The sequence below is a fragment of the Pseudomonas sp. MIS38 genome (assembly GCF_019891575.1).
Taxonomy (GTDB): domain Bacteria; phylum Pseudomonadota; class Gammaproteobacteria; order Pseudomonadales; family Pseudomonadaceae; genus Aquipseudomonas; species Aquipseudomonas putida_A.
On sequence record NZ_JAFLXF010000018.1, the window covers coordinates 40,773 to 66,929 of the forward strand.

Genomic DNA, 26,157 nt, shown 5'->3' on the forward strand with positions numbered 1-26,157 from the left:
TCATCATGACACAAGCCTTCGGCCAAACATAACCGAGTCTCGAATGTGGCCTTTATAGTGGCCGACAATTGGGACAATAGTCAGCGGTAGTTGTTCTGAATCTGACGAAGTAGGACAATTGCCGGCTTCACGTCACCATCAGCGACCTTGAATGGCCTTCCTTGCACTCGGTATTAACCACAAGACTGCTTCAGTAGACGTCCGCGAGCGCGTGGCCTTTACCCCTGAGCAGCTGGTGGAGGCCTTGCAGCAGCTCTGCCGACTCACCGACAGCCGCGAAGCTGCGATCCTCTCCACCTGCAATCGCAGTGAGCTGTATATAGAACAGGATCAGGTTTCGGCTGATCTGGTTCTGCGCTGGCTGGCCGATTATCACCATTTAAGCCTCGATGAGCTGCGCGCGAGTGCTTATGTGCATGAAGATGATGCGGCAGTTCGTCACATGATGCGCGTCGCCTCCGGGCTCGACTCGCTGGTGCTGGGCGAACCGCAGATTCTCGGCCAGATGAAATCGGCTTACGCCGTGGCTCGCGAGGCCGGGACCATCGGCCCGCTGCTGGGGCGGCTGTTTCAAGCGACGTTCAATGCCGCCAAGCAAGTGCGTACCGACACCGCCATCGGCGAAAACCCGGTGTCCGTGGCGTTTGCCGCGGTCAGTCTGGCCAAACAGATTTTCAGCGACCTGCAACGCAGTCAGGCCCTGCTGATAGGCGCTGGCGAGACCATCACGCTTGTCGCCCGCCATTTACATGAGCTGGGGGTCAAGCGCATCGTGGTCGCCAACCGCACGCTGGAACGTGCCAGCCTGCTGGCCGAGCAGTTCGGCGCGCACGCGGTGCTGCTGTCGGACATTCCGGCGGAACTGGTGCGCAGCGATATCGTGATCAGTTCGACCGCCAGCCAGTTGCCGATCCTCGGCAAGGGCGCGGTGGAAAGCGCGCTGAAGCAGCGCAAGCACAAACCGATCTTCATGGTCGACATCGCCGTACCCCGCGACATCGAACCGGAAGTCGGCGAACTCGACGACGTTTACCTGTACAGCGTCGACGATCTGCACGAAGTGGTCGCCGAGAACCTCAAGAGTCGTCAGGGCGCAGCCCAGGCGGCGGAAGAGATGGTCTCGGTCGGCGCCGACGATTTCATGGTGCGTCTGCGTGAGCTGGCGGCGGTCGATGTGCTCAAGGCTTATCGGCAACAAAGCGAACGCCTGCGCGACGAGGAGCTGCAAAAAGCCCTGCGTCTGCTGGCCAACGGCGGCAACGCCGAAGAGGTGCTCGGGCAACTGGCCCGTGGCCTGACCAATAAACTGCTGCATGCGCCCAGCGTGCAATTGAAAAAGCTTTCTGCCGAAGGCCGCCTCGATGCGCTGGCCATGGCCCAGGAACTCTTTGCCCTCGAGGGCTCACCGGATAGTTTTTCGGATAAAAAACCGCAATGAAAGCGTCACTGCTCAACAAGCTGGACACCCTCCAGGACCGTTTCGAGGAACTGACCGCGCTGCTCGGCGACGGCGAAGTCATTGCCGATCAGGCCAGATTCCGCGCCTATTCCAAGGAATACGCCGAACTCGAGCCGGTGGTACAAGGCTACAAAAAGCTGCTCGGCGTACAAAGTGATCTTGAAGGCGCCCAGGCGCTGCTCAAGGACAGCGACCCGGACATGCGTGAAATGGCCGTGGAAGAAGTCCGCGAAGCCAAGGAATTGCTGATCAGGCTGGAAGATGATCTGCAGCGCATGTTGCTGCCCAAGGATCCCAATGACGGGCGTAACGTCTTTCTCGAAATTCGCGCCGGTACCGGTGGCGACGAGGCGGCGATCTTCTCCGGCGATCTGTTTCGCATGTACTCGCGTTACGCCGAACGACGTGGCTGGCGCGTGGAGATCCTTTCGGAAAACGAAGGCGAGCACGGTGGCTATAAAGAAGTCATCGCCCGCATTGAAGGCGACAACGTTTACGGCAAGCTGAAGTTCGAATCCGGCGCGCACCGCGTACAGCGTGTACCCGCTACCGAATCCCAGGGCCGTATCCACACCTCGGCCTGCACCGTGGCGGTGTTGCCCGAACCGGACGAGCGCGAAGCCATCGAGATCAACCCGGCGGATCTGCGTGTCGACACTTACCGCTCCTCCGGGGCCGGTGGTCAGCACGTCAACACCACCGACTCGGCGATCCGCATCACGCACATACCGACCGGCACCGTCGTCGAGTGTCAGGAAGAACGTTCCCAGCACAAGAACCGTGCCCGGGCGATGGCCTGGCTGTCGGCCAAACTCAACGATCAGCAAACCGCAGCGGCGGCGAATGCGATTGCCAGCGAGCGTAAGTTGCTGGTGGGTTCCGGTGATCGTTCCGAGCGCATTCGCACGTACAACTTTGCCCAGGGCCGGGTCACTGACCATCGCGTCAACCTGACCCTGTACTCCCTTGATGAAATCCTCGCCGGTGGCGTTGAAGCGGTGATCGAGCCTTTGCTGGCCGAATACCAGGCCGACCAACTTGCAGCGATAGGTGAATAAATGACCATCATCGCCAGTCTGTTGCGCGCTGCCGAATTGCCGGACTCGCCCACCGCGCGCCTGGATGCCGAATTGCTCCTGGCAGCGGCACTGGGCAAATCGCGAAGCTTCCTGCACACCTGGCCCGAGCGCATCGTACCCAGCGAAGCGGTGCTGATTTTTACCGAGTACCTGCAACGGCGTCGAAGTGGCGAGCCGGTGGCCTACATCCTTGGTCAGCAGGGGTTCTGGAAGCTCGATCTGGAAGTCGCGCCGCACACGTTGATCCCGCGCCCGGACACCGAGTTGCTGGTCGAGGCCGCACTGGAACTGCTGGCGGCAACGCCGGCGAAAGTCCTCGATCTGGGCACCGGTAGCGGCGCGATTGCCCTGGCCCTGGCCAGCGAACGCCCGGCGTGGAACGTCACGGCGGTGGATCGCGTGCTGGAAGCCGTGGCCCTTGCCGAACGCAACCGTCAGCGCTTGAACCTGAACAACGCCACGGTGCTGAGCAGTCACTGGTTCAGCGCCCTCGAAGGCCAACGTTTCAACCTGATCATCAGCAATCCGCCGTACATTGCGGCTGCCGATCCGCATCTGGTCGAGGGCGACGTGCGCTTCGAACCGGCCAGTGCGCTGGTGGCCGGTGTCGACGGGCTCGACGATCTGCGCCTGATTGTCGCGCAGGCTCCGGATCATCTGGAAGCCGGCGGCTGGCTGATGCTCGAACACGGCTATGATCAAGCCGAAGCCGTGCGTGATCTGTTGCTCACTCGCGGTTTTGAACAAGTCCACAGCCGCACCGATCTGGGCGGCCATCAACGGATCAGCCTGGGGCGTCTGCCGTGCTGAATGATCAGGAATTGCTGCGCTACAGCCGGCAGATTCTGCTGCAACACATCGACATCGACGGGCAACTGAAGCTGAAAAACAGCCGCGTGCTGATCGTCGGCCTCGGCGGTCTCGGCGCCCCGGTCGCGCTGTATCTCGCGGCGGCCGGTGTCGGTGAATTGCATCTGGCGGATTTCGACACGGTCGACCTGACCAACCTGCAGCGCCAGATCATTCATGACACCGACAGCGTCGGCATGAGCAAGGTCGACTCGGCGCTCAAGCGCCTGAGCGCGATCAATCCCGAGATTAAACTGGTGCCTCATCGTCAGGCGCTGGACGAGGATTCCCTGGCCGCCGCCGTGTCGGCGGTGGATCTGGTGCTCGACTGCTCCGATAACTTCTCCACCCGCGAGGCGGTCAACGCCGCGTGTGTGGCAGCGCGCAAACCGCTGGTCAGCGGCGCGGCGATTCGTCTGGAAGGGCAGTTGTCGGTGTTCGACCCGCGTCGCCCGGAAAGTCCGTGCTACCACTGCCTGTACGGGCATGGCAGCGAAGCCGAACTGACGTGCAGCGAGGCCGGTGTGGTCGGGCCGCTGGTGGGGCTGGTCGGCAGCCTGCAGGCGCTTGAAGCGTTGAAAGTGCTGGTCGGTTTTGGCGAACCGTTGGTGGGTCGTTTGCTGTTGATCGATGCCTTGGGTTCGCGCTTCCGTGAATTGCGGGTCAAGCGTGATCCGGGGTGCAGCGTCTGTGGTTCGCAGCATGCGTGAGGCGCCGATCGCGGTGTTCGATTCCGGTGTCGGCGGCTTGTCGGTACTGGCGGAAATCCAGCGTTTGCTGCCCCATGAGTCATTGCTGTATTTCGCCGATTGCGGGCATATTCCCTACGGCGAGAAATCCCCCGAGTTCATCCGCCAGCGTTGCAACGTGATGGCCGGTTTTTTCCGCGAGCAGGGCGCCAAGGCCCTGGTGATCGCCTGCAATACGGCGACGGTGGCCGCTGTCGCCGATCTGCGCCGGGATTTCCCCGATTGGCCGATTGTCGGCATGGAACCAGCGGTCAAACCCGCAGCTGCCGCCACCCGCAGCGGTGTGGTGGGCGTACTCGCCACCACCGGCACGTTGCAGAGTGCCAAGTTCGCCGCGTTGCTCGACCGCTTCGCCGCTGACGTTCGCGTCATCACCCAGCCATGCCCCGGTCTGGTGGAACTGATTGAAAGCGGTGATCTGCACAGCGCCGAGTTGCGCACGTTGCTGCAGCACTACGTCGATCCGCTGCTCGCCAACGGTTGCGACACGATCATTCTCGGTTGCACTCACTATCCGTTTCTCAAGCCGATGCTCAAGACGATGATTCCCGACAGCATCAGCCTGATTGACACTGGCGCAGCCGTAGCGCGGCAACTGCAACGGTTGCTGGCCGAACGTGATCTGCTCGCCGAAGGGCCGAACCGATCGGTCAGATTCTGGACCAGTGCCAACCCCGCGTTCTTCCGCAAGACCCTGCCCCTGTTGGGTCAGGTTGCCGGCGACGTCGAAAAATTCAGCTTGTAAAAAAAATGTGAAATAACTAGAAAAACAGCTGAACTTCTAATCAGGCGCTAGCTTCTATAGCGATGAGTTATCTAGAAAACCAAACGATCGTTCCGGAAAAGGAAGTTTCAAAGTGAAGCGACTATTCTGCTTGGCCGCGATTGCGGCCGCACTGATGGGGCAAAGTATTACCGCGCAAGCTGCAGGTGTTGAATTTGCAGTGGGTGCGACCAGCGATTCGACCATGACTTATCGCCTGGGCATGAATTTCGATTGGGACAAGAGCTGGCTTCAAAGTGATGTCGGTCGCCTGACCGGTTACTGGAGCGGCGCTTACACTTACTGGGAAGGTGACAAGACTTCGAGCAACAACAGCCTGTCGTTCTCGCCGGTATTTGTTTACGAGTTTGCCGGTCAGTCGGTCAAGCCGTATGTTGAAGCGGGCATTGGTGTCGCAGCGTTCTCCAACACCAAATATGAAAGCAACAACATCGGCGGCTCTTTCCAGTTCGAAGACCGCATCGGTTTTGGTCTGCGCTTCAATGGCGGGCATGAAGTGGGGATTCGTGCAACGCACTATTCCAACGCCGGCCTGGCCAGCAGCAACGACGGTGTAGAAAGCTACGCGCTGCATTACACGATGCCGCTGTAACTGCAGCTTGCACAAATCTTTGTGGGAGCGGGCTTGCTCGCGAATGCGGTGTGTCAGTCGACAACACAATTGACTGACACACCGCATTCGCGAGCAAGCCCGCTCCCACATTGGTTTTGAGCTGCTGTTGAAATCAACGGTAAGCAGTGGCAATGCCTTTGCGTTCTTCAATGCACTCCGGTGCACCCATCTCGAATTCGCGACAGATCAGCGGGCGTTTCTCATAGATCGTGCACATCATGCTGTCGCGATCCAGCGCCGCGCACCAGCCGTCGTCCAGACGCAGCATCACTTCACCACCCCACTCATCAGTATCGATAAAGCGTTCGGGCACGCCGGTGTCGGTGATCAGCATCACTTCGAGCTGGCAACAGCACGCTGCGCAGGTCGAACAGGTGACCGCTGGCTCGGTGATTTGCTGGTGGGGAATGGTTTTCATGCTGCGCAGTGTAAGGCAGCCGCCGGTTGCTGTGTGAAAGGCCTGACAGACGCTCAGTGGGCCAGCCGCCGAGCCATGGCATGCAGCAGCGGAAACAGCAGCGCCCACAGCAGGCCGATGCCGATCAGGGTCGGCAGTTCACCGTAGGGAAACTGCACCCCGGCCAAACGTCCACCGCCGTAATAGGACACCGCGCCACCCACCGCACCGAGCACACTGGCCAGCCACCACGGGCGGGCGCTCCATTGCAGACAGTGACGCAACGTGGTCGCGAGCAAGGCCCAGAGCAGCATCAGCCACAGCGGAATCAGTGGCGACAAATCCTGAAATTCGAACACGCCGGCAGCGCGCAACAGACTGTCTACGGCTGTACCGACAAGCACCACGCTGAGGATCAGGCGACCTTCCTCCGCCCAACTGCTGATCCAACCAAAATGGACCACCAGCACCGCCAGCGCCAGCAGCAGCCACAGACTGTCGCCGCCGATGACACAGGCCAGCCAGCCGACCTGGAACAGCACGGCATTGGTCAGCCGCTCAAGCATCGAAGCGTCCGAGCAACGGCGCCGGCATCGCGGCCGGTTTGGCCAGCAGCAGTTGCGCGGTGCCGATGGTGCGCTCCAGAAACCCGCCCTCGCAGTAGCACAGGTAAAACTCCCACAGCCGCAGGAAGTAATCGTCGTAACCCAACTCGCTCAAACGGCCATGGGCGCGGCGAAAGTTTTCGTGCCACAGGCGCAGGGTGCGGGCGTAGTGCAGGCCGAAGTCTTCCATGTGCAGCAGGTTCATGTCGGTCTCGCGGCTGACCACTTCGAGCATCTTCTGCACGCAGGGCAGGGCGCCGCCGGGGAAGATGTAGCGCTGGATGAAGTCGACGCCGCGCTTGGCCTGCTCGTAGCGCTGCTCGCGGATGGTGATCGCCTGCAACAGCATCAGGCCGTTGCTCTTGAGCAGGTGCGCGCATTGCTTGAAATAGGTGGGCAGGAAGCGGTGACCGACCGCTTCGATCATCTCGATCGACACCAGTTTGTCGTATTCGCCGGTGAGGTCGCGGTAGTCGGTGAGCAGCAGCGTTACCCGATCCTGCAACCCCAGTGCTTCAATGCGCCTGGCGGTAAACGCGTACTGCTCTTTCGACAGCGTCGTGGTGGTGACACGGCAGCCGTATTGCTGCGCGGCGTACAGCGCCATGCTGCCCCAACCGGTGCCGATCTCCAGCAGGTGATCTTCGGGTTTGAGCGCGAGCTTCTGGCAGATCCGTTCCAGCTTGTTCAACTGAGCCTGTTCCAGGCTGTCGTCGGGGCTGAGGAACTGCGCCGCCGAATACATCATGGTCGGGTCGAGAAACTGTTCGAACAGGTCGTTGCCGAGGTCATAGTGCGCCGCGATGTTTTTCTGCGACCCCTTGCGCGTGTTGCGGTTGAGCCAGTGCAGGCCTTGCACCAGCGGCCGGCTGAGGCGGGCCAGACCGCGCTCCATGGCGTCGAGCACGTCGAGGTTGCTGACGAACACGCGCACGACCGCCGTCAGGTCCGGTGAACTCCAGTAACCGTGGATAAACGCTTCGCCGGCACCAATCGATCCGTTGCCGGCGACCATGCCCCACACCGCTGCATCCTGCACATGGATTTCGCCGAGCAGGTGGCTGCCCGGTGTGCCGAACATCAGGCGTTCGCCATCCTCGACCACCAGCAATTGCCCGTGTTTGAGCTGACTGAGTTGCCGCAAAACGCCGCGACGCAGCAGCGAACCGGTCAAACCGTTGGTGCTGAAGCGACTGACCGACAGGCTAGAGGATTTCATGGTGGTGCTCCTTGGGAGGCACAGTGGCGATCTGAAAGCTGCCGTCGGCAGCCTGATGAGCAAAAATCGGAGCACGCTTGAGCAACAGGCGCACGGCTTGCCAGTAAATCGCCAGACAGGTTTTCGCGGTCATCCACGGAAAACGTCGCAAGTAGCGGTGCAGGCTGTGGCGGTCGAGGGGTTCGCGCTGCAGATTGAGCGTGGCGTCGAACAGCTTGTGCTCACCCTGCCAGTCGGCCATGTGCACGCCGAGCTTTTGCGCCGCCGGGCTGAAGCTCATGCGGTACTCGAGGTCACGCGGCAAAAACGGCGAGACATGAAAGGCCTTGGCCACGGCGAAGTGCTGGTGAAAGTCTTGCAGGTTGGTCGGCGTCCGGGCCGGCAGCACGTAGTGATAACGTTCGCGCCACGGTGTGTTGGTGACTTCGCAGAGAATCGCCGCCAGTTGCCCGTCGGCCTCGTGGCAATAAAAGAAACTCACCGGATTGAACGCCAGACCCCAACTGCGCGGTTGGGTCAGCAGGCAGATCGAACCCTGCGGTTGATGGCCGATGGCGACGCCGACTTGCTGGCGTACCGCATCGATCAGGCGCATGCCGCTGCCGGTAAAGGTTTTCAGGTAGTCGGTTTCGCGAAACGAAAACGGTGCAAAGCGGCTGCGACTGGCAAACGGTGACATTTCGAACACGGCGTCCTGTTCCGCCAGATCGAGGTACAACAGACCGATCCGGTAACGGAATTCGTGGCGTCTGGGCGAAAAGCGCCGATGGCCGATCCAGCCGCTGTACAGGGCGCTGTTCATAAGCTTTCCCCGAACGCGGCGGCCACGCGCAACGCGCTGACCACGCCGTCCTCATGAAAGCCGTTGGCCCAGTAGGCGCCGCAATAATGGGTGTGCTGCTGACCGTCGAGTTCGGCCCAGCGGTTTTGCGCCGCTACCGCCGCGAGGCTGAATTGCGGGTGGGCGTAGGTGTATTTGGCGAGCACCTTGAACGGGCTGATCCCGGCGCTCTGATTGAGGCTGACGCAGAACGTGGTGTCGCTCTGAATACCCTGCAGGATGTTCATGTCGTAAGTGACGGCCGCGTGGGTATGGCCGGCGCCGCTCAAGCGATAATTCCAGCTGGCCCACGCCAGTTTGCGGGTCGGCAGCAGACGGGTATCGGTATGCAGCACAACTTCGTTATCGGCATAGGGCAGGGCGCCGAGGATCGAGCGTTCCGCCTGGCTTGGCGTGCCAAGCAATTGCAGAGCCTGGTCGCTGTGGCAGGCAAGCACGACTTTGTCGAAACGCTCGATGCCGGCCGGGCTGTGGATAACCACGCCGTGTTCATCGCGATCGATGCGCGTCACCGGGCAACTGAGGCGGATCTTGTCCTGGAACGCTGCGGTCAGTGGCGCGACATAGGCACTGGAGCCGCCCTCGATCACCTGCCATTGCGGGCGATCACTGACTGACAGCAGGCCATGATTCTTGAAGAAGCGCACAAAGAATTGCAGCGGGAAATTGAGCATCTCGGCCATCGGCATCGACCAGATCGCCGAGCCCATCGGCACGATGTAATGCAGGATGAAACGTTCGCCATAACCGCCAGCCTTGAGGTAATCGTCGAGCGTGGTATCGGCGGCAATGCGCTGTTCGGCGAGGTCGCGCTGAGCTTCTTTATTGAAGCGCAGAATGTCGCGCAACATGCCCCAGAACCCCGGGGACAGCAGGTTGCTGCGCTGGGCGAAGAGGCTGTTGAGGTTGTTGCCGTTGTATTCCAGACCGGTGTCCGGGTCGGTGACCGAGAAGCTCATTTCCGTCGGTTTGAACGACACGCCGAGCTGGCCGAGCAATCGAATGAAGTTCGGATAGGTCCAGTCGTTGAACACGATGAACCCAGTGTCCACGGCGTATTCGCGGCCATCGACGGTCACCTGCACGGTATGCGTGTGACCGCCGACCCAGTCGCTGGCCTCGAACACCGTGATGTCGTGTCGGCGATTGAGCAGGTGGGCGCAGGTCAGGCCGGCGATTCCGCTGCCGACAATGGCAATCTTCATATCGGGTCTCGCAGCGGTGGGTTGCTGCGCACCATGCGCTTGCCGATCGCCAGTTGCAGGCGCGCCGGCAGCTTCGACAGTGGCCACAGCGCCGCCATGAACAGTGCCGGAAAGGCGATCTCCAGCGGACGATCCTTGAGCTTGGCGAAGATGTGCCGCGCCGCTTTATCCACAGGCCAGCTCAACGGCATCGGGAAGTCATTCTTGGCGGTCAGCGGGGTTTCGACAAAACCCGGGCTGATGATGGTGACATCGATGCCCTCGACGGCCAGGTCGATCCGCAGCGATTCGAACAGATAGCGCAGCCCGGCTTTCGACGCGCCGTAGGCTTCGGCTCGGGGCAGCGGCAGGTAGGTCACGGAACTGGCCATGCCGATCAGATGCGGCGCGGTGCCTTTGCGCAGCAACGGCAGGGCTGCTTCGATGCAGTAACTGCTGGCGAGCAGGTTGGTGCGCACCACGTGTTCGATGATCGAGGCATCGAACTGGCGGGCGTCGACGTACTCGCAGGTGCCTGCATTGAGAATCACGCTGTCGAGCGAGCCCCAGGCCTGTTCGATCTGCTGGCCGATTTCGCGCACGGTCTGACTGTTGGTCAGGTCGCCGGCCACCACCAGCACTTGCCCCGGGTAGCGTTGCGACAGCACTTTGAGCGGTGCCACCTGACGCGAACTGACAGCCAGATGCGCGCCGCTTTTCAGAATGTCTTCAGCCAGTGCTGCGCCGATGCCACTGCTGGCACCGGTCAGCCAATAACGCCGTGGAGGTGTACGACTCATCCCATTCTCCTTTTCAACCAGGCGATCACCCGGCCCAATACGGGTAAATGTTCATACAGCATGGCCCCGGCATCGAAATAATCCCGGTGGCGATAAACCTTGTCCCGCCACAGCAGGTGCGAACACCCGGCGACGCGAATCAATTGACCACCGGCCAGACGCGGGTGGCGGTAACTCATGACCCAGCGCAAGTAGCCTTCGCCGTCAGCGATCTGGTCGAAGCCGTGGAAATCGAAGCGCAGCTCGCTGACGTTGGCGTACAACTCGCTGAAGTAATGTCGCAGTTGCACCAGCCCCTGCACTTCATGCAGCGGGTCGGTGAAGTGAATGTCATCGCTGTACAGCTCGCCCAGACGTTGCAAGTTGTCTTTGTTCAACTCGGCGAACTGGCGGGCGAAGCGGCGCAGGAATTCACTCATGAACTTCTTCCATAGACGAGCGCGACGGCAGGTTCTTGAACGCCGCCAGCGCGCGTTCGCGCGAAGCCCCGAGATTGACGATCGGCGCGGGATAATCCGCCACGCCGAACAGTCCGCCGGCGCTGGCCGGGTTGTGTACTTCCTTCTTGTTCAGGCCGGCCAGTTCAGGCAGCCAGTGCTTGATGAACAGGCCTTCGCTGTCGAATTTTTCCGATTGACTCAGCGGATTGAAGATGCGGAAGTACGGCGCCGAATCGGTGCCGGTCGAAGAACTCCATTGCCAGCCACCGTTGTTCGCCGCCAGATCGCCGTCGATCAGGTGGCGCATGAAAAAGCGCTCGCCTTCACGCCAGTCGATCAGCAGATTCTTGGTCAGGAACATCGCCACAATCATCCGCAAGCGGTTATGCATCCAGCCGGTTTCCAGCAGTTGGCGCATGGCCGCATCGATGATCGGCAAACCGGTGCGCGCCTCTTGCCAGGCCGCCAGATCGTCCGGCGCATCACGCCAGGCCAGGGCTTCGGTTTCCGGGCGAAATGCGCGGTGGCGCGAAACCCGTGGGTAGCCCACCAGAATGTGTTTGTAGAACTCGCGCCACAGCAGCTCGTTGATCCAGGTCACCGCGCCGACCTTGCCGCTGTCGAATTCGCCCTGATTGCTTTGCAAGGCCGCATGCAGGCATTGGCGCGGCGAAATCACCCCGGCGGCGAGGTACGCGGAAAGTTGACTGGTGCCGGGTTTGGCCGGGAAGTCGCGTTCGCTCTGGTAGTAGTCGATCTGCGCGTCGGCGAAGGTGTCGAGACGGCGCCGGGCTTCCTGTTCGCCGGCCGGCCACAGTGTGCGCAAAGACTCGCTCGGCGTTGCAAAACCGGCGACGGATGCCGGCACCGGATCGCTGTCGATGTTCAGCTTTGCCTGTTTGCCGGGCGTCTTGACCAGCGCCGGCATCGAGCGGTGCAGGCGTTCATAGCAGACCTTGCGGAACTGGCTGAACACCTGAAAGTAGGTTTCGGTTTTGGTCAGTACCGTGCCGGGCTTGAACAGCAGTTGGTCAAGGTAGCTGTGGAAAGCGATGCCTTTGGTCTTCAGGGCCACCGCCACCGCGGCGTCGCGCTGGCTTTCGTGGATGCCATATTCTTCGTTGACGTGCACAGCTTGAATATTCAATTGCACACAAAGTTCGAGCAGCACCGCCGGGGCCTGATCCCAATGATTGGCGGTGCGCAGCAGCAACGGGATGTTCAGCTCGCCGAGGCGACTGCTCAGCTCACGCAGGTTGCGCAGCCAGAAGTCGACCTTGCACGCGGCGTCGTCATGTTCCAGCCATTGCTGCGGGCTCAACAGATACACGGCAACCGTCGGACCGCGCGCTGCGGCGGCCGCGAGGGCGGTGTTGTCATGTTGGCGCAAGTCGCTGCGCAGCCAGATCAATTGCATGGCGGTTTCCATTAAATCAGCCCACGCTGAACCAGTTCCTGATGTGCCGAGAGCGGGTCTTCGGCCAGGATCAGATCAGCGATCTCAGGGGTTCTTACGGACAACTCGGTCTGGTGGATGCATACCGTTGGTCCGACGAGCATTTTTGCAGTGCCGATGCCATTCAGCAGTTTTGGCAGCTGCGCCAGATTCATCGCCTTGCTGGAATACAGCAGCACTCCCCGCGCTTGCAGATGATCGACCGCGAGCGCCAGTTCTCCGGCCGGTAGCGGCCAGTCGAACACTTGCACCGGGCAGTCGGCACTGCTGATCAGCCACGCGCATAGCCACAGGTGAGGTTCCAGTGCCAGGTCCGAGTGATTGATCAGCAGCAACGGCGCAGCGTGTAATTGCCGATTGTTATGGTAGATGCGCGCGCCGAATTTGCTGCGTAACCAGGAATAAAAGAACACCCGTTCCATCTGTGCGCCGAACTGGCCTTGCCAGCGCTGCTCGAGTTCGGCCAGCAGCGGCAGGAGCAATTGCTCGCACAGGGTGCGTGGCGGGTACAGGGCCATGGCCTGGTTGATGCTGTCGTCGAGGTTGCGCTCATTGAGCTGGATGACGGCGCCGAGCAAGGACTGGCGCTGCCGTTGCCAGTCGTTTTCCACCGTCTCGGTAAAGGCTTGCGGAGCATCGAGCAACGGTTTGACCTGACTGACAGCCACGCCTCGATTAAGCCAGGTCAGGATGGTCAGGATTCGTTGCACATGTTCGCTGGAATACAGGCGATGGCCCTTGGGCGTGCGCTGCGGCACGATCAACCCGTAACGGCGCTCCCAGGCGCGCAGGGTGATGGCGTTGACCCCGGTCTGCCGCGCCACTTCGCGGATCGGCAGCCAGCCCTCGTCGAGGGCTTTCTTGAAGTCGGCGCCGAGGTCTTCCTGGGCGCTGGTGTCGAGTTTATCGTTCATCAAATGGCGTTTCGCAGGCTGAGGTTTTCCGGATGCGGCTGCAAGTAAACCTGCCGCGCAATGTACGGATCCGGGTGTTGGCGAAAGTGGTGTTTGAGCAGAGTCAATGGCACCACCAGCGGCACGATGCCGTGGCGGTACTGGCCGATGACATGCTGCATTTCCTGTTTGTCTTCCGGGCTGATCGCCTGTTTCAGGTAGCCGCTGATGTGTTGCAGCACGTTGCTGTGGGTGCGGCGGGTAGCGCATTTCTTCAACGCGCTCATCAACTCGCTGAAATAGCGCGGGCCGAGTTCGACCGGATCGGTCTTGGCCATGTTGCCCAGCAGTTTGCCCAAGGCTTTGTATTGCTCAGGGTTGTGTGCCATCAGCAGGTATTTGTAGCGTGAGTGGAATTCGGTCAGGGCGCGGCGGCTCAAGCCTTGTTCGAGCACCTGCTGCCAGGCGCTGTAGGCGAGCACGCGGGTGATGAAGTTTTCCCGCAACACCGGATCGTTCAGGCGTCCGGCTTCTTCCACCGGCAGGTCAGGGTGCTGCGCACAGAACGCCTGAGCGTAGATGCCACGGCCGCCGCCGTTCACCGGCGCGCCGTTGGCGTGATAGACCTTGACCCGCTCCAGACCGCACGAAGGCGACTGCTGCATGAAGATATAGCCGCAGATGTCATTGAGCTCGCCGGCCATTTTCTGCCCGTAGGCTGCCAGTGGTTCGGTGACATTGATTTGCGGATTGACCGTACCGATAGCTTCAGGAGCATCGGGATCGCCAACCAGGCGGATCGGTTCGCGCGGGATGCCCAGGCCAATCGCGACTTCCGGACATACCGGCACGAATTCGAAATACTCGGCAAGGGTGCGGCTGCACAACCGCGATTCCTTGTGCCCGCCGTTGTAGCGCACTTCGGCGCCCATCAGGCAGGCGCTGATGGCGATTTTGGGCCGGGAAGCAGAAAGATCGGACATGCACACCTCGAATCTATTCCTGTACAGATATTTATCTCTGTACAACTTTTCCTCAGCATAGATTCATGCGTGTACAAGTCAACTCATTTGTATAAGTTTTTCCAGGTTTACCACGATCGACTGTGGGAGGCAGCATTGATGTTGAATGATGCGACGCCATCGCGAGCAGGCTCACTCCTACAGGATCTTTATTGCCAGCCCAGTAACCAGTGATCGTTGTTCTTCAACGTCTGCCAATCGAGGCGTTCGGCGCGCTTGGTCAGCACCGCCTGCAACTCAATCTCCAGCACCGTGCCTTCCTCATCCCGGAACAGTTCGGTGACCAGAAAATGTTTTTCGCGGTTTTGCGGGTGGGCTGCTGTCCACTTCGACAGCAGCAATTTTTGCGGATTGATGCGATTCATTGCAGGTGTTCGTGCAAGCGGCGTGCAGCTTCCTGGCCACTGAGCCAGGCCCCTTCGACACGCCCCGACAGGCACCAGTCGCCGCAGGCGTACAAGCCCAGATCGGCGTCGGCCAGCGTGCCCCATTCGTGGCCGGTCGCAGGGCGTGCGTAGAGCCAGCGGTGGGCGAGGCTGAAAGTCGGAGCGGGCATCGCGCTGTGCAGCAGTTCGGCGAATGCACCGTGCAGTTGCTCGATGACCGCTTCCTTGGACAGGTCGATGTGTTGCCGACTCCAGGCGCTGCTGGCGTGCAGCACCCAGGTGTCGCACATGGTATCGCGCCCCGGTTTACTGCGGTTGCGTGCCAGCCAGTCGATGGGGCTGTCCTGCACGAAGCAACCTTCGATCGGCGTATCCAGTGGCGTATCGAAGGCGAGGGCGACGGCCCAGGTCGGGTCCATTTTTACCCCGGTGGCCGCACCGGCCAGTTTCGGTGCCGCAGCCAGCAACGCCGTGGCTTGCGGCGCTGGCGTTGCAATCACCACGTGACTGAAGGGACCGTGGGTGAAGCCTTCGGCGTCCTGCAGGTGCCAGTGTTCTTCACCGCGAAAGACTTCGGTGATGCGGCAGGCGAAGTGCACTTCCAGACCGTCGAGCAAACCCCGGGTGATCGCGCTCATGCGTGGCGTGCCGACCCAGCGCGTCTGTTCGTCCGGCGACAGATTCAGTTGCCCGCCCTGAAAGGTGTAGAGCTGCGGCGTCCACTCGGCGACCCAGCCCAAGCTCTGCCAGCGTTGCACCTCGGTGACGAAACGCCGGTCGCGGGCGGTGAAGTATTGCGCGCCCATGTCCAGCGAACCGGCGTCGCTGCGTTTGCTCGACATGCGTCCGCCACTGCCGCGGCTTTTGTCGAAGAGCTGGACGGTGTGTCCGGCCTCTGTCAGCGCCTGCGCGGCGGAGAGTCCGGCGATGCCGGTGCCGATGATTGCGATAGGTACAGTCATAGGGGCCTCGTTTACCTTTCTGTACAGACTACGCCGTCAATGAAACCTGTACAATTTTGTTTTTTGGTATAACTTCTAGCGTTCTCGTTCTGACAGCTTGGCCTATGGTTAAACAATAGAGCCTGCCCGATAGAAAAGATCCCTGCTTATAAAAATAGACTAGTGATCCGGGTAAAACGCCACGCGAGGAAGAAGTCATGCGCATATTGCTGACCGGCGGTACTGGTTTGATAGGCCGTCAGCTCTGCCGACACTGGTCGGGGCAGGGCCATCAATTGACGGTGTGGAGTCGACGCCCGGAAAAGGTCGCGAGAATCTGTGGCGCGCAGGTGCGTGCAATTGCGCGTCTCGAAGACTTCGGCAACGAGCCGCTGGACGCGGTGGTCAACCTGGCCGGTGCACCGATCGCGGATCGGCCATGGACCCACCGGCGCAAGGCGTTGTTGTGGAGCAGCCGCATCACCCTCACCGAAACCCTGCTGGCCTGGCTGGAAACACGGCAGCAGAAACCGCCGTTGTTGATCTCCGGTTCGGCTGTCGGCTGGTACGGCGACGGCGGTGAACGCGAGCTGACCGAAGAGTCGCCGCCAGTGATCGACGATTTTGCCAGTCAGTTGTGCATTGCCTGGGAGGAAACCGCCCAGCGTGCCGAAGGTCAGGGCATCCGCGTGGTGCTGGTGCGCACCGGGCTGGTGCTGTCGGCCGAGGGCGGCTTTTTGTCGCGGCTGTTGTTGCCGTTCAAACTCGGGTTGGGTGGGCCGCTGGGCAATGGTCGGCAGTGGATGCCGTGGATTCACATCGATGATCAAATCGCCCTGATTGATTTTCTTCTGCACCGCGATCAGGCGAGCGGTCCTTATAATGCGTGCGCACCGAAACCGGTGCGCAATCGCGAGTTTGCCAAGACGCTGGGCAGCGTACTGCACCGCCCTGCGTTCATGCCGATGCCGGCCCTGGCGCTGAAGGTCGGGCTTGGCGAAATGTCATTGCTGTTGCTGGGTGGCCAACGGGCCGTGCCGGCACGCTTGCTGGAAGCGGGTTTCACTTTCCAGTTCACGGATTTGCGCGCGGCTTTGGATGATCTCTCCGGCCGCCTTTGAAATAGGACGATGCATGACCGATCACGCCTTGCTTCTGGTCAACCTGGGTTCCCCGGCCTCCACCTCGGTGGCCGATGTACGCAGCTACCTCAATCAATTTCTGATGGACCCGTATGTGATCGACCTGCCGTGGCCGGTGCGGCGGCTGTTGGTGTCGCTGATCCTGATCAAGCGCCCTGAGCAATCGGCCCATGCCTACGCTTCGATCTGGTGGGAGGAGGGCTCGCCGCTGGTGGTGCTCAGCCGTCGTCTGCAACAGCAGATGACCACCCAGTGGAGCCACGGTCCGGTAGAGCTGGCCATGCGTTACGGCGAGCCGTCGATTGAAACCAGGTTGCTGCAACTGGTGGCGGCGGGGCACAAGCGCATCACGCTGGCACCGCTTTATCCACAGTTCGCTGACAGCACCACGACCACGGTGATCGAAGAAGCCAAGCGGGTGATTCGCGAGAAGAAGCTCGATGTAAAACTCTCGGTGCTGCAACCGTTTTACGATCAGCCTGAGTACATCGACGCGCTGGTCGCCAGCGCTACCCCGCATTTGCAGCAGGACTACGATCACTTGCTGTTGAGCTTCCATGGCTTGCCGGAGCGGCACCTGACCAAGCTCGATCCGACTGGCAATCACTGCTTGAAAAACGCGGATTGCTGCAAGAACGCTTCGCCGGCCGTGCTGGCCACCTGTTACCGCGCCCAGTGCATGCGCACCGCCGCAGAGTTCGCCAAGCGCGCGGGCATTGCCGATGGCAAATGGTCGGTGTCGTTTCAGTCGCGTCTGGGGCGGGCGAAGTGGATCGAACCCTACACTGAAGCGCGGCTGGACGAGCTGGCGCAAAGCGGGGTGAAGAAGATTCTGGTGATGTGCCCGGCGTTTGTCGCCGATTGCATCGAGACGCTGGAAGAGATCGGTGATCGCGGCAAGGAACAGTTCCGCGAAGCGGGGGGCGAGGAGTTGGTGCTGGTGCCGTGCCTGAATGATGACCCGCAATGGGCGAAGGCGTTGGCAACCCTGTGTGAACGAGCGCCGCTGGCGCTTTAAAGCCAAAAGCTTCGCGAGCAAGCCCGCTCCCACATTTGATCTACGGTGCGCTGAAGATCAAATGTGGGAGCGGGCTTGCTCGCGAAAGCTATCTGTCAGACAACAAGGATCTAGACCCTTAAATCAGCGGCTCATCGGCCTTCTTGTTCTTCCAGCCATCATTGCCCGGCAGAATCAGGTTCAGCGCAATCGCCACCACCGCGCACAGCGCGATGCCTTTGAGGCCGAAGTCGTCCGGGCCAGTGCCGGTGCCGACCAGCACACCGCCGATACCGAACACCAGGGTCACCGACACGATCACCAGATTGCGCGCCTCACCGAGGTCGATCTTGTGACGGATCAGGGTGTTCATCCCCACCGCCGCGATCGAGCCGAACAGCAGGCACAGAATCCCGCCCATCACCGGCACCGGAATGCTTTGCAGCAGCGCGCCGAACTTGCCGATGAACGCCAGGGTGATGGCGAAGATCGCCGCCCAGGTCATGATTTTCGGGTTGTAGTTCTTGGTCAACATCACCGCGCCGGTCACTTCGGCGTAGGTGGTGTTCGGCGGGCCGCCAAACAGACCGGCCGCCGTGGTGGCGATGCCGTCGCCGAGCAGGGTGCGATGCAGGCCCGGTTTCTTCAGATAGTCACGACCAGTCACGCTACCCACCGCGATCACTCCGCCGATGTGCTCGATGGCCGGAGCCAGCGCCACCGGAACGATGAACAGGATCGCCTGCCAGTTGAACTCCGGAGCGGTGAAGTGCGGCAGGGCGAACCATGGCGCCGCCGCAATCTTCGCGGTATCGACCACGCCGAAATAGAACGACATGGCAAAACCGACCAGCACGCCGGAAATGATCGGCACTAGACGGAAGATGCCTTTACCGAACACCGCCACGATCAACGTGGTCAGCAGGGCCGGCATCGAGATCATCATCGCGGTCTGGTAGTGGATCAGCTCGGAACCGTCACCCGCCTTGCCCATCGCCATGTTCGCGGCAATCGGCGCCATGGCCAGACCGATGGAGATGATCACCGGGCCAATCACCACTGGCGGCAGCAGACGGTCAATGAAACCGGTGCCTTTGATTTTCACGGCGAGGCCGAGGAAGGTGTAGACGAAACCGGCTGCCATCACGCCGCCCATGGTCGCGGCGAGGCCGAACTGGCCCTTGGCGAGAATGATCGGGGTGATGAAGGCAAAGCTCGACGCGAGGAACACCGGCACCTGACGCCCGGTGACGATCTGGAACAGAATCGTCCCCAGACCCGCGGTGAACAGTGCCACGTTCGGGTCAAGGCCGGTGATCAGCGGCATCAGCACCAGGGCGCCGAACGCTACGAACAGCATCTGGGCGCCGGACAGCACCGTGCGCCAGAGCGGATCGTTGAACTCTTGCTGCATGCTCACGCGTCCTTCTGCTTGGTACCGAAGATCTTGTCACCGGCATCGCCAAGCCCTGGGATGATGTAACCGTGTTCGTTCAGACGCTCATCGATGGAAGCGGTGTAGATGGTCACGTCCGGGTGAGCCTGTTCCACAGCGGCAATGCCTTCCGGCGCGGCCACCAGCACCATTGCGCGGATGTCCTTGCAACCGGCTTTTTTCAGCAGATCGATGGTCGCGACCATGGAGCTGCCGGTGGCGAGCATCGGGTCGATGATCATCGCCAGCCGTTCGTCGATTTCCGGAACCAGTTTTTCCAGATAAGTGTGCGCTTGCAGGGTTTCTTCATTGCGGGCAACGCCCACAGCGGAAACCTTGGCACCCGGGATCAGGCTCAGCACGCCTTCGAGCATGCCGATGCCGGCGCGCAGGATCGGCACGACGGTGATCTTCTTGCCGGCGATTTTCTCCACCGACACAGTGCCGCACCAACCTGCGATATCGTAGGATTCGAGCGGCAGATCTTTTGTAGCTTCATAGGTCAACAGGGCGCCGACTTCCTGAGCAAGCTCACGGAAATTCTTGGTGCTGATATCGGCGCGGCGCATCAGGCCGAGTTTATGGCGGATCAGCGGGTGGCGGATCTCGAGGATGGGCATGGAAAAACTCCGGCGGCGGGCAAAAAAACCGGCCTAGATTAATCTATCCGAGGGTGATGTCCTATAGGACATTGAGTACGTTAGTCCATTAAGGCTTGATTCGACCTCACGGGATGCGTACCTTTGCCCGCTTTTCCGAAAACATCCCCCTGGAGAGCGCCATGTCCGCTGATCTCGAGCATATCCGTCAAATCATGCGAGAGGCTGACTGCCTGTACACCGAATCTGAAGTCGAGGCCGCCATCGCCCGCGTCGGTGCACAAATCAACGAACAACTGGCCGACAGCAACCCGGTGGTGTTCTGCGTGATGAACGGCGGCCTGATCTTCTCCGGAAAACTGCTGACTCACCTGCAATTCCCGCTGGAAGCGTCCTACCTGCACGCGACCCGTTATCGCAACGAAACCAGCGGCGGCGACCTGTTCTGGAAAGCCAAGCCGGAAGTCTCGTTCATCGACCGCGACGTGCTGATCATCGACGACATCCTCGACGAAGGTCACACCCTGGGCGCGATCATCGACTTCTGCAAACACGCCGGCGCGCGCAAAGTGCACACCGCCGTGCTGATCGACAAGGATCACGACCGCAAGGCGCGTCCTGATCTGAAGGCAGACTTCGTCGGCCTGCCGTGCATTGACCGCTACATCTTCGGTTACGGCATGGACTACAAAGGTTACTGGCGCAACGCCAACGGGATCTTTGCCGTTAAAGGCATGTAAGAACCCTGCACTATCCCCTGTAGGAGTGAGCCTGCTCGCGATAGCGATCTGTCAGCAATGTTGATGTTGACTGATACGACGCTATCGCGAGCAGGCTCACTCCTACAGTTGTTTTGTGTGTGCTGATCCATCTGCTACACCCATGCTAGAGTGCTCCGCCCCGCCCCCGGAGCCTGTCATGAGCCTTCTGATCCGCAGTCTTGCCGCCCTGTTGCTGACCCTCAGCCTGCCTCTGGCCGCCGCCCCGGCACCGATGCACAGTCAATTCCTGCCGCCGGACGACCTGACCCTGCGCGATGCCGAACCCGAGCAGCAACAATTGCTGCAGGTCACCGATTATTCGGTGGTGGTCGGCGCACAACGCCAGTCCAATCAGCAGCCGATTCCGGTCACGTCGCCGCTGATGATCCGCCTCAAGGGCAAGTCGCTGAACAAGGGCGCAACCATCGCCCAGGTGCTGGTCAATTTCGATGGCGAAAGCAAAAGCCTGAAAAAACCGGCTTATGACGACAAGAGCAAAACCCTGACCCTGTTTTACCCGCTGGCCCAGTACCGGGTGGTGATCGATCTGCTGCGCAACGACACGGTGTATGTACAGTTCCTCAGTTACGCCAACGGCCACATCTGGGCCGATCTGCACACCGGAGCGGTTCGTGCGCGTTGAGCCGGGTGGCAGGGCAGGGGTAAACTGCCCGCCCCGTGTAATGTCTGCGAGCTGGAGTCGGCAATGCGTAAAGATAAGAAACAGGTGATTGGTGACGAGATCGGCGATGAGCAGATCAAGCTGTTCCTCGATTTTGAACCGGTCGACGCCACTTCGCCGTCGCTGCACAAACTGATCAAGGCCTATCGTGGCTTGCGCATCGACGATTTCGAGCGCTTCCTGACGTTCTTCGTGGCTGCCGGTTATGACGTGGATGGCAAGGACGAGCACGGTCAGACCTTCGTTGAGCTGATCAAGGATCAGCGTAACGCGGCCGAGTACATCGAGCTGATCGACAAGGCTCGCGGTTGAGATCACCCGATATCTGTGGCGAGGGGATTTATCCCCGATGGGCTGCGTAGCGGCCCCGAAGCCTGAGTGCAAGGGTGTCAGGTAAATCGCATCAATGGTTTTGCGACTGCTGCGCAGCCGATCGGGGATAAATCCCCTCACCACAAGTGTTGGTGAGCCAGCAGTATTGGTTTTTATCCCAGCAAAAAAAACGCCCCGCACTCACTGAGTACGGGGCGTTTTTTATGCCGCAAGATCAAGCGAAGCTTGGGGTCTCGCTGCTTTCTTCAACCAGTTCCAAAGCGATGTTGTTCTGCGTGTTGATCTTGCGATACAGCGCAGCATCGGTTTCCAGAACCTTCTCGCGGGCCGGGAAGATTTCCGCCAGTTTGGCCGCCCACTCACCCTTGGCCTTGGCCGGGAAGCATTTCTCGATCAGCTCGAGCATGATCGAAACGGTTACCGAAGCACCTGGCGAAGCGCCGAGCAGGGCGGCGAGGGAGCCGTCTTTCGCCGCAACCAGTTCGGTACCGAATTGCAGGATGCCGCCCTTTTTCGGGTCTTTCTTGATGATCTGTACCCGTTGGCCGGCCACTTCCAGGCGCCAGTCCTCGGCTTTCGCCTCAGGGTAGAAGCGGCGCAGGGATTCCAGACGCTGCTCCATCGATTGCATCACTTCGCTGACCAGATATTTGGTCAGGTCCATGTTGTTCTTCGCCACTGCCAGCATCGGGCCGATGTTGCCGGCGCGAACCGACAGCGGCAGGTCCATGAAGGAACCGTGCTTGAGGAACTTGGTGGTGAAACCGGCGTATGGCCCGAACAGCAGGGATTTCTTGCCATCGACCACACGGGTGTCCAGGTGCGGCACCGACATCGGTGGCGAACCGACTGCCGCCTGGCTGTAGACCTTGGCCTGGTGGTGCTTGACCACTTCCGGGTTGTCGCAACGCAGCCACTGGCCGCTGATCGGGAAGCCGCCGAAGCCTTTGCTTTCTTCGATGCCCGAAGCCTGCAGCAATGGCAGAGCCGCGCCGCCAGCGCCGAGGAAGACGAACTTGGCGTCGACTTCACGGCTGGCGCCGCTGTTGACGTCCTTGATGCTGACGGTCCAGCCGGCGCCGTTACGCTTGAGGCCGGTGACGCGCTTGCAGTATTTGACCTGGGTGTCCGGTGCGCTGGTCAGGTGCTTGAGCAACTGATTGGTCAGAGCGCCGAAGTTGACGTCGGTGCCATTCATCACGCGGGTGGCGGCCAGGACTTCATCCGGCGAGCGGCCCGGCATCATCAGCGGCATCCACTCGGCCATCTTGGCCTTGTCTTCGGTGTATTCCATGTCGGAGAAGGCGTGGTGCTTGTGCAGCACGTTGAAGCGTTCCTTGAGGAACGACACGCCTTTGTCACCCTGAACGAAGCTCAGGTGCGGCACCGGGCTGATGAAGGATTTGCACGAGCCGAAGGTGCCTTTCTTGGTCAGGTACGACCAGAACTGTTTGGACACTTCGAACTGGGTGTTGATGTGCACGGCTTTCTTGATATCGACGCTGCCGTCGGCTGCCTGCGGCGTGTAGTTCAGCTCGCACAGGCCGGCGTGGCCGGTACCGGCGTTGTTCCACGGGTTGGAACTCTCCGCAGCACCGGAATCCATCAACTCGACGACTTCCAGCTTGATCGCCGGGTCGAGCTCTTTGAGCAGTACTGCCAGGGTGGCACTCATGATGCCCGCCCCAACCAGAACTACGTCGACTGCTTCGTTATGCGCCATTTAACGCGTCTCCAAAATCTGCAGCACCAAATTGTCGGCATGGCTGCCAGGGAGTGACGGGGCAGGTCAGTTGCGCCCCGGGTACCCATGGTCAGGTTCGTCATGTCCGAATCTTCGCAATTTTTCGCAACTTCGACGGATGCATGCGGCCTGGCTTCAAGAGCTCCATGAACTCATTTCAGCACGCGGCTGGCAATTCGACTTATGGTCGAGACATCCGTTTTTGTGCAACCAAATCCGTAGCGGACAGGCTTCAGGCTCCGATGTTCGAGGTATACCCGGTCCTGTGTCGTTGGGCTGTTTCAGACGCTAATGGTGCATGTTCAGACGCAAAACTTTTCATTTGCTCGCCACACTCTTGTGAAGTTGTGAAAACCCGTTTTTTTCACGCTCTTTTGAAGACGTGAACCTCAAAAAAGGGCTGTCCAGGCCTGGCACCCCGCCCGCAAGGGCAAAACAACGCGGTGGCCGAGCGTCATGACAGCTCTGCAGATTCGCGAAAAGCGGGGTTTTTGCCGGAAGAACAGGCAAGCGCGCCAACTTCACTCGATCTGTGTGGGCGGCTCTCTGTGGGCGATTTGGGTGTCGATGCATGCGCATTGACGGTGTTGCGGGGCCCGATCAGGAGACGTCCTTATAATCGGGGGGAGATTGTATCGAAGAAATGCGGGCAGTTGCTCGTGTTTAATGACTTTTATTAGGCATCCGGTCAGATGCTCAACATCGCTTGCACGCGTGCGCGGGGCTGCGACGGTATGACGCGGGCGCTGGCGGGCAGTGGCTGGTGCAACCAGTTGAGGCGGATTTCTTCGATTTCCACCCAACCATCGCCCATCGGTTGCAGGCTGCACTGTTTGAATGCCTGGCAATGACCGTTGCGATCGAGCAGGGCAAAGCTGCGGTGCAGTGGGCGTGGGGCGAACAACGAGATCAGATAGCGCATGGCCGAGTACCTTGTTGGAGGACTGGTTTGAAGCTTGCCGGGCGGCCGTGACGCCAACGTGTATGGGCGGTGAATAATCTGTGACAGGAACCGCATTCCCACGGCTGGGTCAGACATTTGAGTATTCACTGTCGGGTGCTGGTGACCCGCAGTGGCCCACCGCTATACTGCCGGCCTGTTTGTGCCTGATTCTGGAGAAAAGAGCATGTTGCAACGCCTGTTGTTCGGTTTGATCACTGTGACCAGTTTGACCCTGGTTGGCTGCGCCCACAGCCCGCAACAACTGAGCCCGGAACCGAAGCTGACCACGCAGTTGGCCCCGGTCGGCCATGGCCAGCAAGTGGTGGTGCGTGTGGTTGACGGTCGTCCGTCGCCAACCCTCGGCACCCGCGGCGGCCTGTACCCGGAAACCAGCGCGATCACCGTGCAGCGTGAGCAGATCCTGCCCAAGTTGCAGGCGCAGGCTGAAGCCGCCGTGCGTCTGCTCGGCTTCACCCCGACCAGCAACGGGATGAACGCGCCGCAACTGACCGTGACCCTGACCGAGCTGAAGTACCAGTCGCCGAAAGAAGGCATGTACGTGACCGAAGCCACCATCGGCGCGACCTTCCGCTCCGACGTGCAGAGCGGCAACCGTCGCTACAGCGGCCGCTACGGCGCTTCGCTGGACCAGCGTTTCGGCATGGCGCCTAACCAGGAAACCAACACCAAGCTGGTCAGCGACGTGTTGAGCGATGCCTTGACCCGTCTGTTCAAGGACCCGACCGTGGGTCAGATCCTCGCCGAGTAAGCTGTTCGGCTGATGTGAAAAAGCCCGGCGCCAGTGATGGCTCCGGGCTTTTTTGTGGGGCATGGAATCGTACCCCCTCACCCCAGCCCTCTCCCCCAGGGGAGCGAGGGGGAAGGGAGCCGATCGGGGGCTTTTCAGAACCGGCGTTCACCTCGAGTTTTCAGGTCGATGCACCTCGAATAAACAACTCGGTCAGTCCCCTCTCCCTCCGGGAGAGGGTTAGGGTGAGGGAGCTTTTACTTTTCAGGCAGCTTGGGAATAAAAATCAAGCACGCTGACACCCGTCAGCAAATCCGTCTCCGGCAAATCCGCATGCTGATGCCCGCCGAGGGCGCAATACACCAGCCAGTGGCGATCCTGAACATTGAAGGCGAGGCTGCCGACGAGGCTTTGTTGTTCGTCGGTCGGGGTGATGAGGTACAGGCGATCCTGGTTTTCGGCGTGCAGCATGTCGCGTTCCATGTGTGTTTCGAGGCGCGCATGGTGGCCGATGTAAATGACGATGCCGTGACACAGGACAGCCATCGGTCGATTGTCAGGTTATTTGTCGCAAAGGGTAGGGTAGTGGAGGCGTGTTTCGGTAGAATCCGCGCCGCGGTCGTCGATCGGGCGCCTGCCACACCGATTCAGTTCCGAGGTCTGTGATGTCGCTGCACTTGATGACGCTGTTTACCGCCCATCCCGCCAAATTGATCAACCTGCTGGCGTTGGCACTGGCCTTCCCCGGCAGTTGGCTGCTGCACGCGACCCGCCGTCGTGAACAACGCGCCATGGCCAGCATCGCCGCGCAACGCCAGGCTCAACCGAATGCCGAGCCGATTCTGGATTGGGCGACGTTGCGCATGAACCGCTTTTTCTACCGCTTCGGTTTTGCCTGCCTCGGCCTGGCCCTGATCGTCTCCTGGATCAGCACGCGCTTCTGAAGCGAATGCAAAACCTTGTGGCGAGGGGATTTATCCCCGATGGCCTGCGCAGCAGGCCCATGATTATTCAGGCAGAATCCTGGGGCCGCTTCGCGACCCATCGGGGATAAAT

General features: G+C 60.5%; 30 protein-coding genes. 13 read left to right on the top strand and 17 right to left on the bottom strand.

Annotation, left to right across the window (positions count from 1 at the left end; translation table 11 throughout):
• Positions 1-151: 151 nt before the first annotated feature.
• The 6 genes from hemA to J1G18_RS19710 all read left to right on the top strand — a co-directional run bounded on the left by hemA (position 152) and on the right by J1G18_RS19710 (position 5,512).
• Positions 152-1,438, top strand: coding sequence for a glutamyl-tRNA reductase (gene hemA / locus J1G18_RS19685; RefSeq protein ID WP_064589169.1), 1,287 nt, complete (start codon positions 152-154; stop codon positions 1,436-1,438).
• Complete coding sequence (gene prfA / locus J1G18_RS19690) at positions 1,435-2,517, top strand: peptide chain release factor 1 (protein ID WP_098965583.1); 1,083 nt, start codon at positions 1,435-1,437, stop codon at positions 2,515-2,517. The genes hemA and prfA overlap by 4 nt, the downstream gene beginning before the upstream one ends.
• Positions 2,518-3,348, top strand: coding sequence for a peptide chain release factor N(5)-glutamine methyltransferase (gene prmC / locus J1G18_RS19695; protein ID WP_098965581.1), 831 nt, complete (start codon positions 2,518-2,520; stop codon positions 3,346-3,348). It abuts the gene before it with no gap.
• Positions 3,342-4,097 carry a molybdopterin-synthase adenylyltransferase MoeB gene (locus J1G18_RS19700; RefSeq protein WP_098965579.1) on the top strand — a complete coding sequence of 252 codons (756 nt, stop codon included), beginning with the start codon at positions 3,342-3,344 and terminating at the stop codon, positions 4,095-4,097. The genes prmC and J1G18_RS19700 overlap by 7 nt, the downstream gene beginning before the upstream one ends.
• Positions 4,090-4,881: a glutamate racemase gene (gene murI / locus J1G18_RS19705; protein WP_223008304.1), complete on the top strand. Its 792-nt coding sequence runs from the start codon at positions 4,090-4,092 to the stop codon at positions 4,879-4,881. Before J1G18_RS19700 ends, murI begins: the two co-directional genes overlap by 8 nt.
• Before the next feature lie 112 nt (positions 4,882-4,993).
• Positions 4,994-5,512, top strand: coding sequence for an acyloxyacyl hydrolase (locus J1G18_RS19710; RefSeq protein WP_027612230.1), 519 nt, complete (start codon positions 4,994-4,996; stop codon positions 5,510-5,512).
• A 133-nt stretch (positions 5,513-5,645) separates the two neighbouring features.
• Here J1G18_RS19710 and J1G18_RS19715 read toward each other — a convergent pair whose 3' ends face one another.
• From J1G18_RS19715 to J1G18_RS19770, 12 genes are all read right to left on the bottom strand, one after another.
• Positions 5,646-5,951 carry a YkgJ family cysteine cluster protein gene (locus J1G18_RS19715; RefSeq protein ID WP_007967664.1) on the bottom strand — a complete coding sequence of 102 codons (306 nt, stop codon included), beginning with the start codon at positions 5,949-5,951 and terminating at the stop codon, positions 5,646-5,648.
• A gap of 53 nt (positions 5,952-6,004) precedes the next feature.
• On the bottom strand, positions 6,005-6,496 hold the full coding sequence (locus J1G18_RS19720; RefSeq protein ID WP_098965576.1) for a DUF2878 domain-containing protein: 492 nt from the start codon (positions 6,494-6,496) through the stop codon (positions 6,005-6,007).
• Complete coding sequence (locus J1G18_RS19725) at positions 6,489-7,754, bottom strand: SAM-dependent methyltransferase (RefSeq protein WP_134787320.1); 1,266 nt, start codon at positions 7,752-7,754, stop codon at positions 6,489-6,491. The genes J1G18_RS19720 and J1G18_RS19725 overlap by 8 nt, the downstream gene beginning before the upstream one ends.
• The gene (locus tag J1G18_RS19730; protein ID WP_223008305.1) at positions 7,741-8,556 is read right to left on the bottom strand and encodes a DUF1365 domain-containing protein; all 816 of its coding nucleotides are present in this window, start codon (positions 8,554-8,556) and stop codon (positions 7,741-7,743) included. The genes J1G18_RS19725 and J1G18_RS19730 overlap by 14 nt, the downstream gene beginning before the upstream one ends.
• Positions 8,553-9,800: an NAD(P)/FAD-dependent oxidoreductase gene (locus J1G18_RS19735; protein ID WP_223008306.1), complete on the bottom strand. Its 1,248-nt coding sequence runs from the start codon at positions 9,798-9,800 to the stop codon at positions 8,553-8,555. Before J1G18_RS19735 ends, J1G18_RS19730 begins: the two co-directional genes overlap by 4 nt.
• Positions 9,797-10,579, bottom strand: a complete 783-nt coding sequence (locus J1G18_RS19740) for an SDR family NAD(P)-dependent oxidoreductase (RefSeq protein WP_095136816.1) — start codon at positions 10,577-10,579, stop codon at positions 9,797-9,799. Before J1G18_RS19740 ends, J1G18_RS19735 begins: the two co-directional genes overlap by 4 nt.
• Entirely contained in the window at positions 10,576-10,998 is a 423-nt protein-coding gene (locus J1G18_RS19745) for a nuclear transport factor 2 family protein (protein ID WP_027612224.1), read from the bottom strand. Before J1G18_RS19745 ends, J1G18_RS19740 begins: the two co-directional genes overlap by 4 nt.
• Positions 10,991-12,436 (bottom strand): deoxyribodipyrimidine photo-lyase, encoded by a 1,446-nt coding sequence (gene phrB, locus J1G18_RS19750; protein ID WP_098968454.1) that lies wholly within the window; start codon positions 12,434-12,436, stop codon positions 10,991-10,993. The genes J1G18_RS19745 and phrB overlap by 8 nt, the downstream gene beginning before the upstream one ends.
• Positions 12,437-12,447: 11 nt before the next feature.
• Entirely contained in the window at positions 12,448-13,389 is a 942-nt protein-coding gene (locus J1G18_RS19755) for a MerR family transcriptional regulator (RefSeq protein ID WP_096797277.1), read from the bottom strand.
• Positions 13,389-14,351, bottom strand: a complete 963-nt coding sequence (locus tag J1G18_RS19760; protein WP_027612221.1) for a YbgA family protein — start codon at positions 14,349-14,351, stop codon at positions 13,389-13,391. Before J1G18_RS19760 ends, J1G18_RS19755 begins: the two co-directional genes overlap by 1 nt.
• 188 nt (positions 14,352-14,539) lie before the next feature.
• Positions 14,540-14,755 (bottom strand): TIGR02450 family Trp-rich protein, encoded by a 216-nt coding sequence (locus tag J1G18_RS19765; RefSeq protein ID WP_027612220.1) that lies wholly within the window; start codon positions 14,753-14,755, stop codon positions 14,540-14,542.
• The gene (locus tag J1G18_RS19770) at positions 14,752-15,738 is read right to left on the bottom strand and encodes an NAD(P)/FAD-dependent oxidoreductase (RefSeq protein WP_210558556.1); all 987 of its coding nucleotides are present in this window, start codon (positions 15,736-15,738) and stop codon (positions 14,752-14,754) included. Before J1G18_RS19770 ends, J1G18_RS19765 begins: the two co-directional genes overlap by 4 nt.
• A 197-nt stretch (positions 15,739-15,935) precedes the next feature.
• Here J1G18_RS19770 and J1G18_RS19775 point away from each other — a divergent pair, with 197 nt between their 5' ends.
• The gene (locus J1G18_RS19775; RefSeq protein ID WP_139054176.1) at positions 15,936-16,838 is read left to right on the top strand and encodes a TIGR01777 family oxidoreductase; all 903 of its coding nucleotides are present in this window, start codon (positions 15,936-15,938) and stop codon (positions 16,836-16,838) included.
• 13 nt (positions 16,839-16,851) lie between these two features.
• The gene (gene hemH, locus J1G18_RS19780; RefSeq protein ID WP_223008307.1) at positions 16,852-17,877 is read left to right on the top strand and encodes a ferrochelatase; all 1,026 of its coding nucleotides are present in this window, start codon (positions 16,852-16,854) and stop codon (positions 17,875-17,877) included.
• 118 nt (positions 17,878-17,995) lie between these two features.
• On the opposite strand, the gene J1G18_RS19785 is transcribed toward hemH, so the two are convergent.
• Both J1G18_RS19785 and upp read right to left on the bottom strand, forming a co-directional pair.
• Positions 17,996-19,270, bottom strand: coding sequence for a uracil-xanthine permease family protein (locus J1G18_RS19785; protein WP_003228120.1), 1,275 nt, complete (start codon positions 19,268-19,270; stop codon positions 17,996-17,998).
• A 2-nt stretch (positions 19,271-19,272) separates the two neighbouring features.
• Positions 19,273-19,911, bottom strand: coding sequence for a uracil phosphoribosyltransferase (upp, locus tag J1G18_RS19790; RefSeq protein WP_003228118.1), 639 nt, complete (start codon positions 19,909-19,911; stop codon positions 19,273-19,275).
• 161 nt (positions 19,912-20,072) lie between these two features.
• On the opposite strand from upp, the gene J1G18_RS19795 reads away from it, so the two are divergent.
• The 3 genes from J1G18_RS19795 (at position 20,073) to J1G18_RS19805 (ending at position 21,645) form a co-directional block, all read left to right on the top strand.
• Entirely contained in the window at positions 20,073-20,630 is a 558-nt protein-coding gene (locus J1G18_RS19795) for a hypoxanthine-guanine phosphoribosyltransferase (RefSeq protein ID WP_016987197.1), read from the top strand.
• A 178-nt stretch (positions 20,631-20,808) separates the two neighbouring features.
• Positions 20,809-21,294, top strand: a complete 486-nt coding sequence (locus tag J1G18_RS19800) for a hypothetical protein (RefSeq protein WP_027612216.1) — start codon at positions 20,809-20,811, stop codon at positions 21,292-21,294.
• Positions 21,295-21,357: 63 nt separating this feature from the next.
• Complete coding sequence (locus J1G18_RS19805; protein WP_134787316.1) at positions 21,358-21,645, top strand: PA4642 family protein; 288 nt, start codon at positions 21,358-21,360, stop codon at positions 21,643-21,645.
• A gap of 235 nt (positions 21,646-21,880) precedes the next feature.
• Here the strand turns inward: J1G18_RS19805 and mqo are convergent, their stop codons facing one another.
• Together mqo and J1G18_RS19815 are read right to left on the bottom strand one after the other, a co-directional pair.
• Positions 21,881-23,389: a malate dehydrogenase (quinone) gene (gene mqo / locus J1G18_RS19810; protein ID WP_027612214.1), complete on the bottom strand. Its 1,509-nt coding sequence runs from the start codon at positions 23,387-23,389 to the stop codon at positions 21,881-21,883.
• 709 nt (positions 23,390-24,098) lie between these two features.
• Positions 24,099-24,332: a hypothetical protein gene (locus J1G18_RS19815; RefSeq protein ID WP_003228102.1), complete on the bottom strand. Its 234-nt coding sequence runs from the start codon at positions 24,330-24,332 to the stop codon at positions 24,099-24,101.
• Between the two features lie 205 nt (positions 24,333-24,537).
• Between J1G18_RS19815 and J1G18_RS19820 the strand changes: the two genes are divergently transcribed.
• Positions 24,538-25,122: a YajG family lipoprotein gene (locus tag J1G18_RS19820; RefSeq protein ID WP_003228101.1), complete on the top strand. Its 585-nt coding sequence runs from the start codon at positions 24,538-24,540 to the stop codon at positions 25,120-25,122.
• Between the two features lie 243 nt (positions 25,123-25,365).
• Here J1G18_RS19820 and J1G18_RS19825 read toward each other — a convergent pair whose 3' ends face one another.
• Positions 25,366-25,572 (bottom strand): hypothetical protein, encoded by a 207-nt coding sequence (locus J1G18_RS19825; protein ID WP_027612213.1) that lies wholly within the window; start codon positions 25,570-25,572, stop codon positions 25,366-25,368.
• A gap of 194 nt (positions 25,573-25,766) precedes the next feature.
• Between J1G18_RS19825 and J1G18_RS19830 the strand changes: the two genes are divergently transcribed.
• Positions 25,767-26,045 (top strand): hypothetical protein, encoded by a 279-nt coding sequence (locus tag J1G18_RS19830; protein ID WP_007967709.1) that lies wholly within the window; start codon positions 25,767-25,769, stop codon positions 26,043-26,045.
• The last annotated feature ends 112 nt before the right edge of the window (positions 26,046-26,157 follow it).

Excerpts from the sequence above, each read along its gene's own strand:
- hemA (WP_064589169.1), top strand. The coding sequence starts at position 152 with ATGGCCTTCCTTGCACTCGGTATTAACCACAAGACTGCTTCAGTAGAC.
- prfA (WP_098965583.1), top strand. The coding sequence starts at position 1,435 with ATGAAAGCGTCACTGCTCAACAAGCTGGACACCCTCCAGGACCGTTTC.
- prmC (WP_098965581.1), top strand. The coding sequence starts at position 2,518 with ATGACCATCATCGCCAGTCTGTTGCGCGCTGCCGAATTGCCGGACTCG.
- murI (WP_223008304.1), top strand. The coding sequence starts at position 4,090 with ATGCGTGAGGCGCCGATCGCGGTGTTCGATTCCGGTGTCGGCGGCTTG.
- J1G18_RS19715 (WP_007967664.1), bottom strand. The coding sequence starts at position 5,951 with ATGAAAACCATTCCCCACCAGCAAATCACCGAGCCAGCGGTCACCTGT.
- J1G18_RS19720 (WP_098965576.1), bottom strand. The coding sequence starts at position 6,496 with ATGCTTGAGCGGCTGACCAATGCCGTGCTGTTCCAGGTCGGCTGGCTG.
- J1G18_RS19725 (WP_134787320.1), bottom strand. The coding sequence starts at position 7,754 with ATGAAATCCTCTAGCCTGTCGGTCAGTCGCTTCAGCACCAACGGTTTG.
- J1G18_RS19730 (WP_223008305.1), bottom strand. The coding sequence starts at position 8,556 with ATGAACAGCGCCCTGTACAGCGGCTGGATCGGCCATCGGCGCTTTTCG.
- J1G18_RS19735 (WP_223008306.1), bottom strand. The coding sequence starts at position 9,800 with ATGAAGATTGCCATTGTCGGCAGCGGAATCGCCGGCCTGACCTGCGCC.
- J1G18_RS19740 (WP_095136816.1), bottom strand. The coding sequence starts at position 10,579 with ATGAGTCGTACACCTCCACGGCGTTATTGGCTGACCGGTGCCAGCAGT.
- J1G18_RS19745 (WP_027612224.1), bottom strand. The coding sequence starts at position 10,998 with ATGAGTGAATTCCTGCGCCGCTTCGCCCGCCAGTTCGCCGAGTTGAAC.
- phrB (WP_098968454.1), bottom strand. The coding sequence starts at position 12,436 with ATGCAATTGATCTGGCTGCGCAGCGACTTGCGCCAACATGACAACACC.
- J1G18_RS19755 (WP_096797277.1), bottom strand. The coding sequence starts at position 13,389 with ATGAACGATAAACTCGACACCAGCGCCCAGGAAGACCTCGGCGCCGAC.
- J1G18_RS19760 (WP_027612221.1), bottom strand. The coding sequence starts at position 14,351 with ATGTCCGATCTTTCTGCTTCCCGGCCCAAAATCGCCATCAGCGCCTGC.
- J1G18_RS19765 (WP_027612220.1), bottom strand. The coding sequence starts at position 14,755 with ATGAATCGCATCAATCCGCAAAAATTGCTGCTGTCGAAGTGGACAGCA.
- J1G18_RS19770 (WP_210558556.1), bottom strand. The coding sequence starts at position 15,738 with ATGACTGTACCTATCGCAATCATCGGCACCGGCATCGCCGGACTCTCC.
- J1G18_RS19775 (WP_139054176.1), top strand. The coding sequence starts at position 15,936 with ATGCGCATATTGCTGACCGGCGGTACTGGTTTGATAGGCCGTCAGCTC.
- hemH (WP_223008307.1), top strand. The coding sequence starts at position 16,852 with ATGACCGATCACGCCTTGCTTCTGGTCAACCTGGGTTCCCCGGCCTCC.
- J1G18_RS19785 (WP_003228120.1), bottom strand. The coding sequence starts at position 19,270 with ATGCAGCAAGAGTTCAACGATCCGCTCTGGCGCACGGTGCTGTCCGGC.
- upp (WP_003228118.1), bottom strand. The coding sequence starts at position 19,911 with ATGCCCATCCTCGAGATCCGCCACCCGCTGATCCGCCATAAACTCGGC.
- J1G18_RS19795 (WP_016987197.1), top strand. The coding sequence starts at position 20,073 with ATGTCCGCTGATCTCGAGCATATCCGTCAAATCATGCGAGAGGCTGAC.
- J1G18_RS19800 (WP_027612216.1), top strand. The coding sequence starts at position 20,809 with ATGAGCCTTCTGATCCGCAGTCTTGCCGCCCTGTTGCTGACCCTCAGC.
- J1G18_RS19805 (WP_134787316.1), top strand. The coding sequence starts at position 21,358 with ATGCGTAAAGATAAGAAACAGGTGATTGGTGACGAGATCGGCGATGAG.
- mqo (WP_027612214.1), bottom strand. The coding sequence starts at position 23,389 with ATGGCGCATAACGAAGCAGTCGACGTAGTTCTGGTTGGGGCGGGCATC.
- J1G18_RS19815 (WP_003228102.1), bottom strand. The coding sequence starts at position 24,332 with ATGCGCTATCTGATCTCGTTGTTCGCCCCACGCCCACTGCACCGCAGC.
- J1G18_RS19820 (WP_003228101.1), top strand. The coding sequence starts at position 24,538 with ATGTTGCAACGCCTGTTGTTCGGTTTGATCACTGTGACCAGTTTGACC.
- J1G18_RS19825 (WP_027612213.1), bottom strand. The coding sequence starts at position 25,572 with ATGCTGCACGCCGAAAACCAGGATCGCCTGTACCTCATCACCCCGACC.
- J1G18_RS19830 (WP_007967709.1), top strand. The coding sequence starts at position 25,767 with ATGTCGCTGCACTTGATGACGCTGTTTACCGCCCATCCCGCCAAATTG.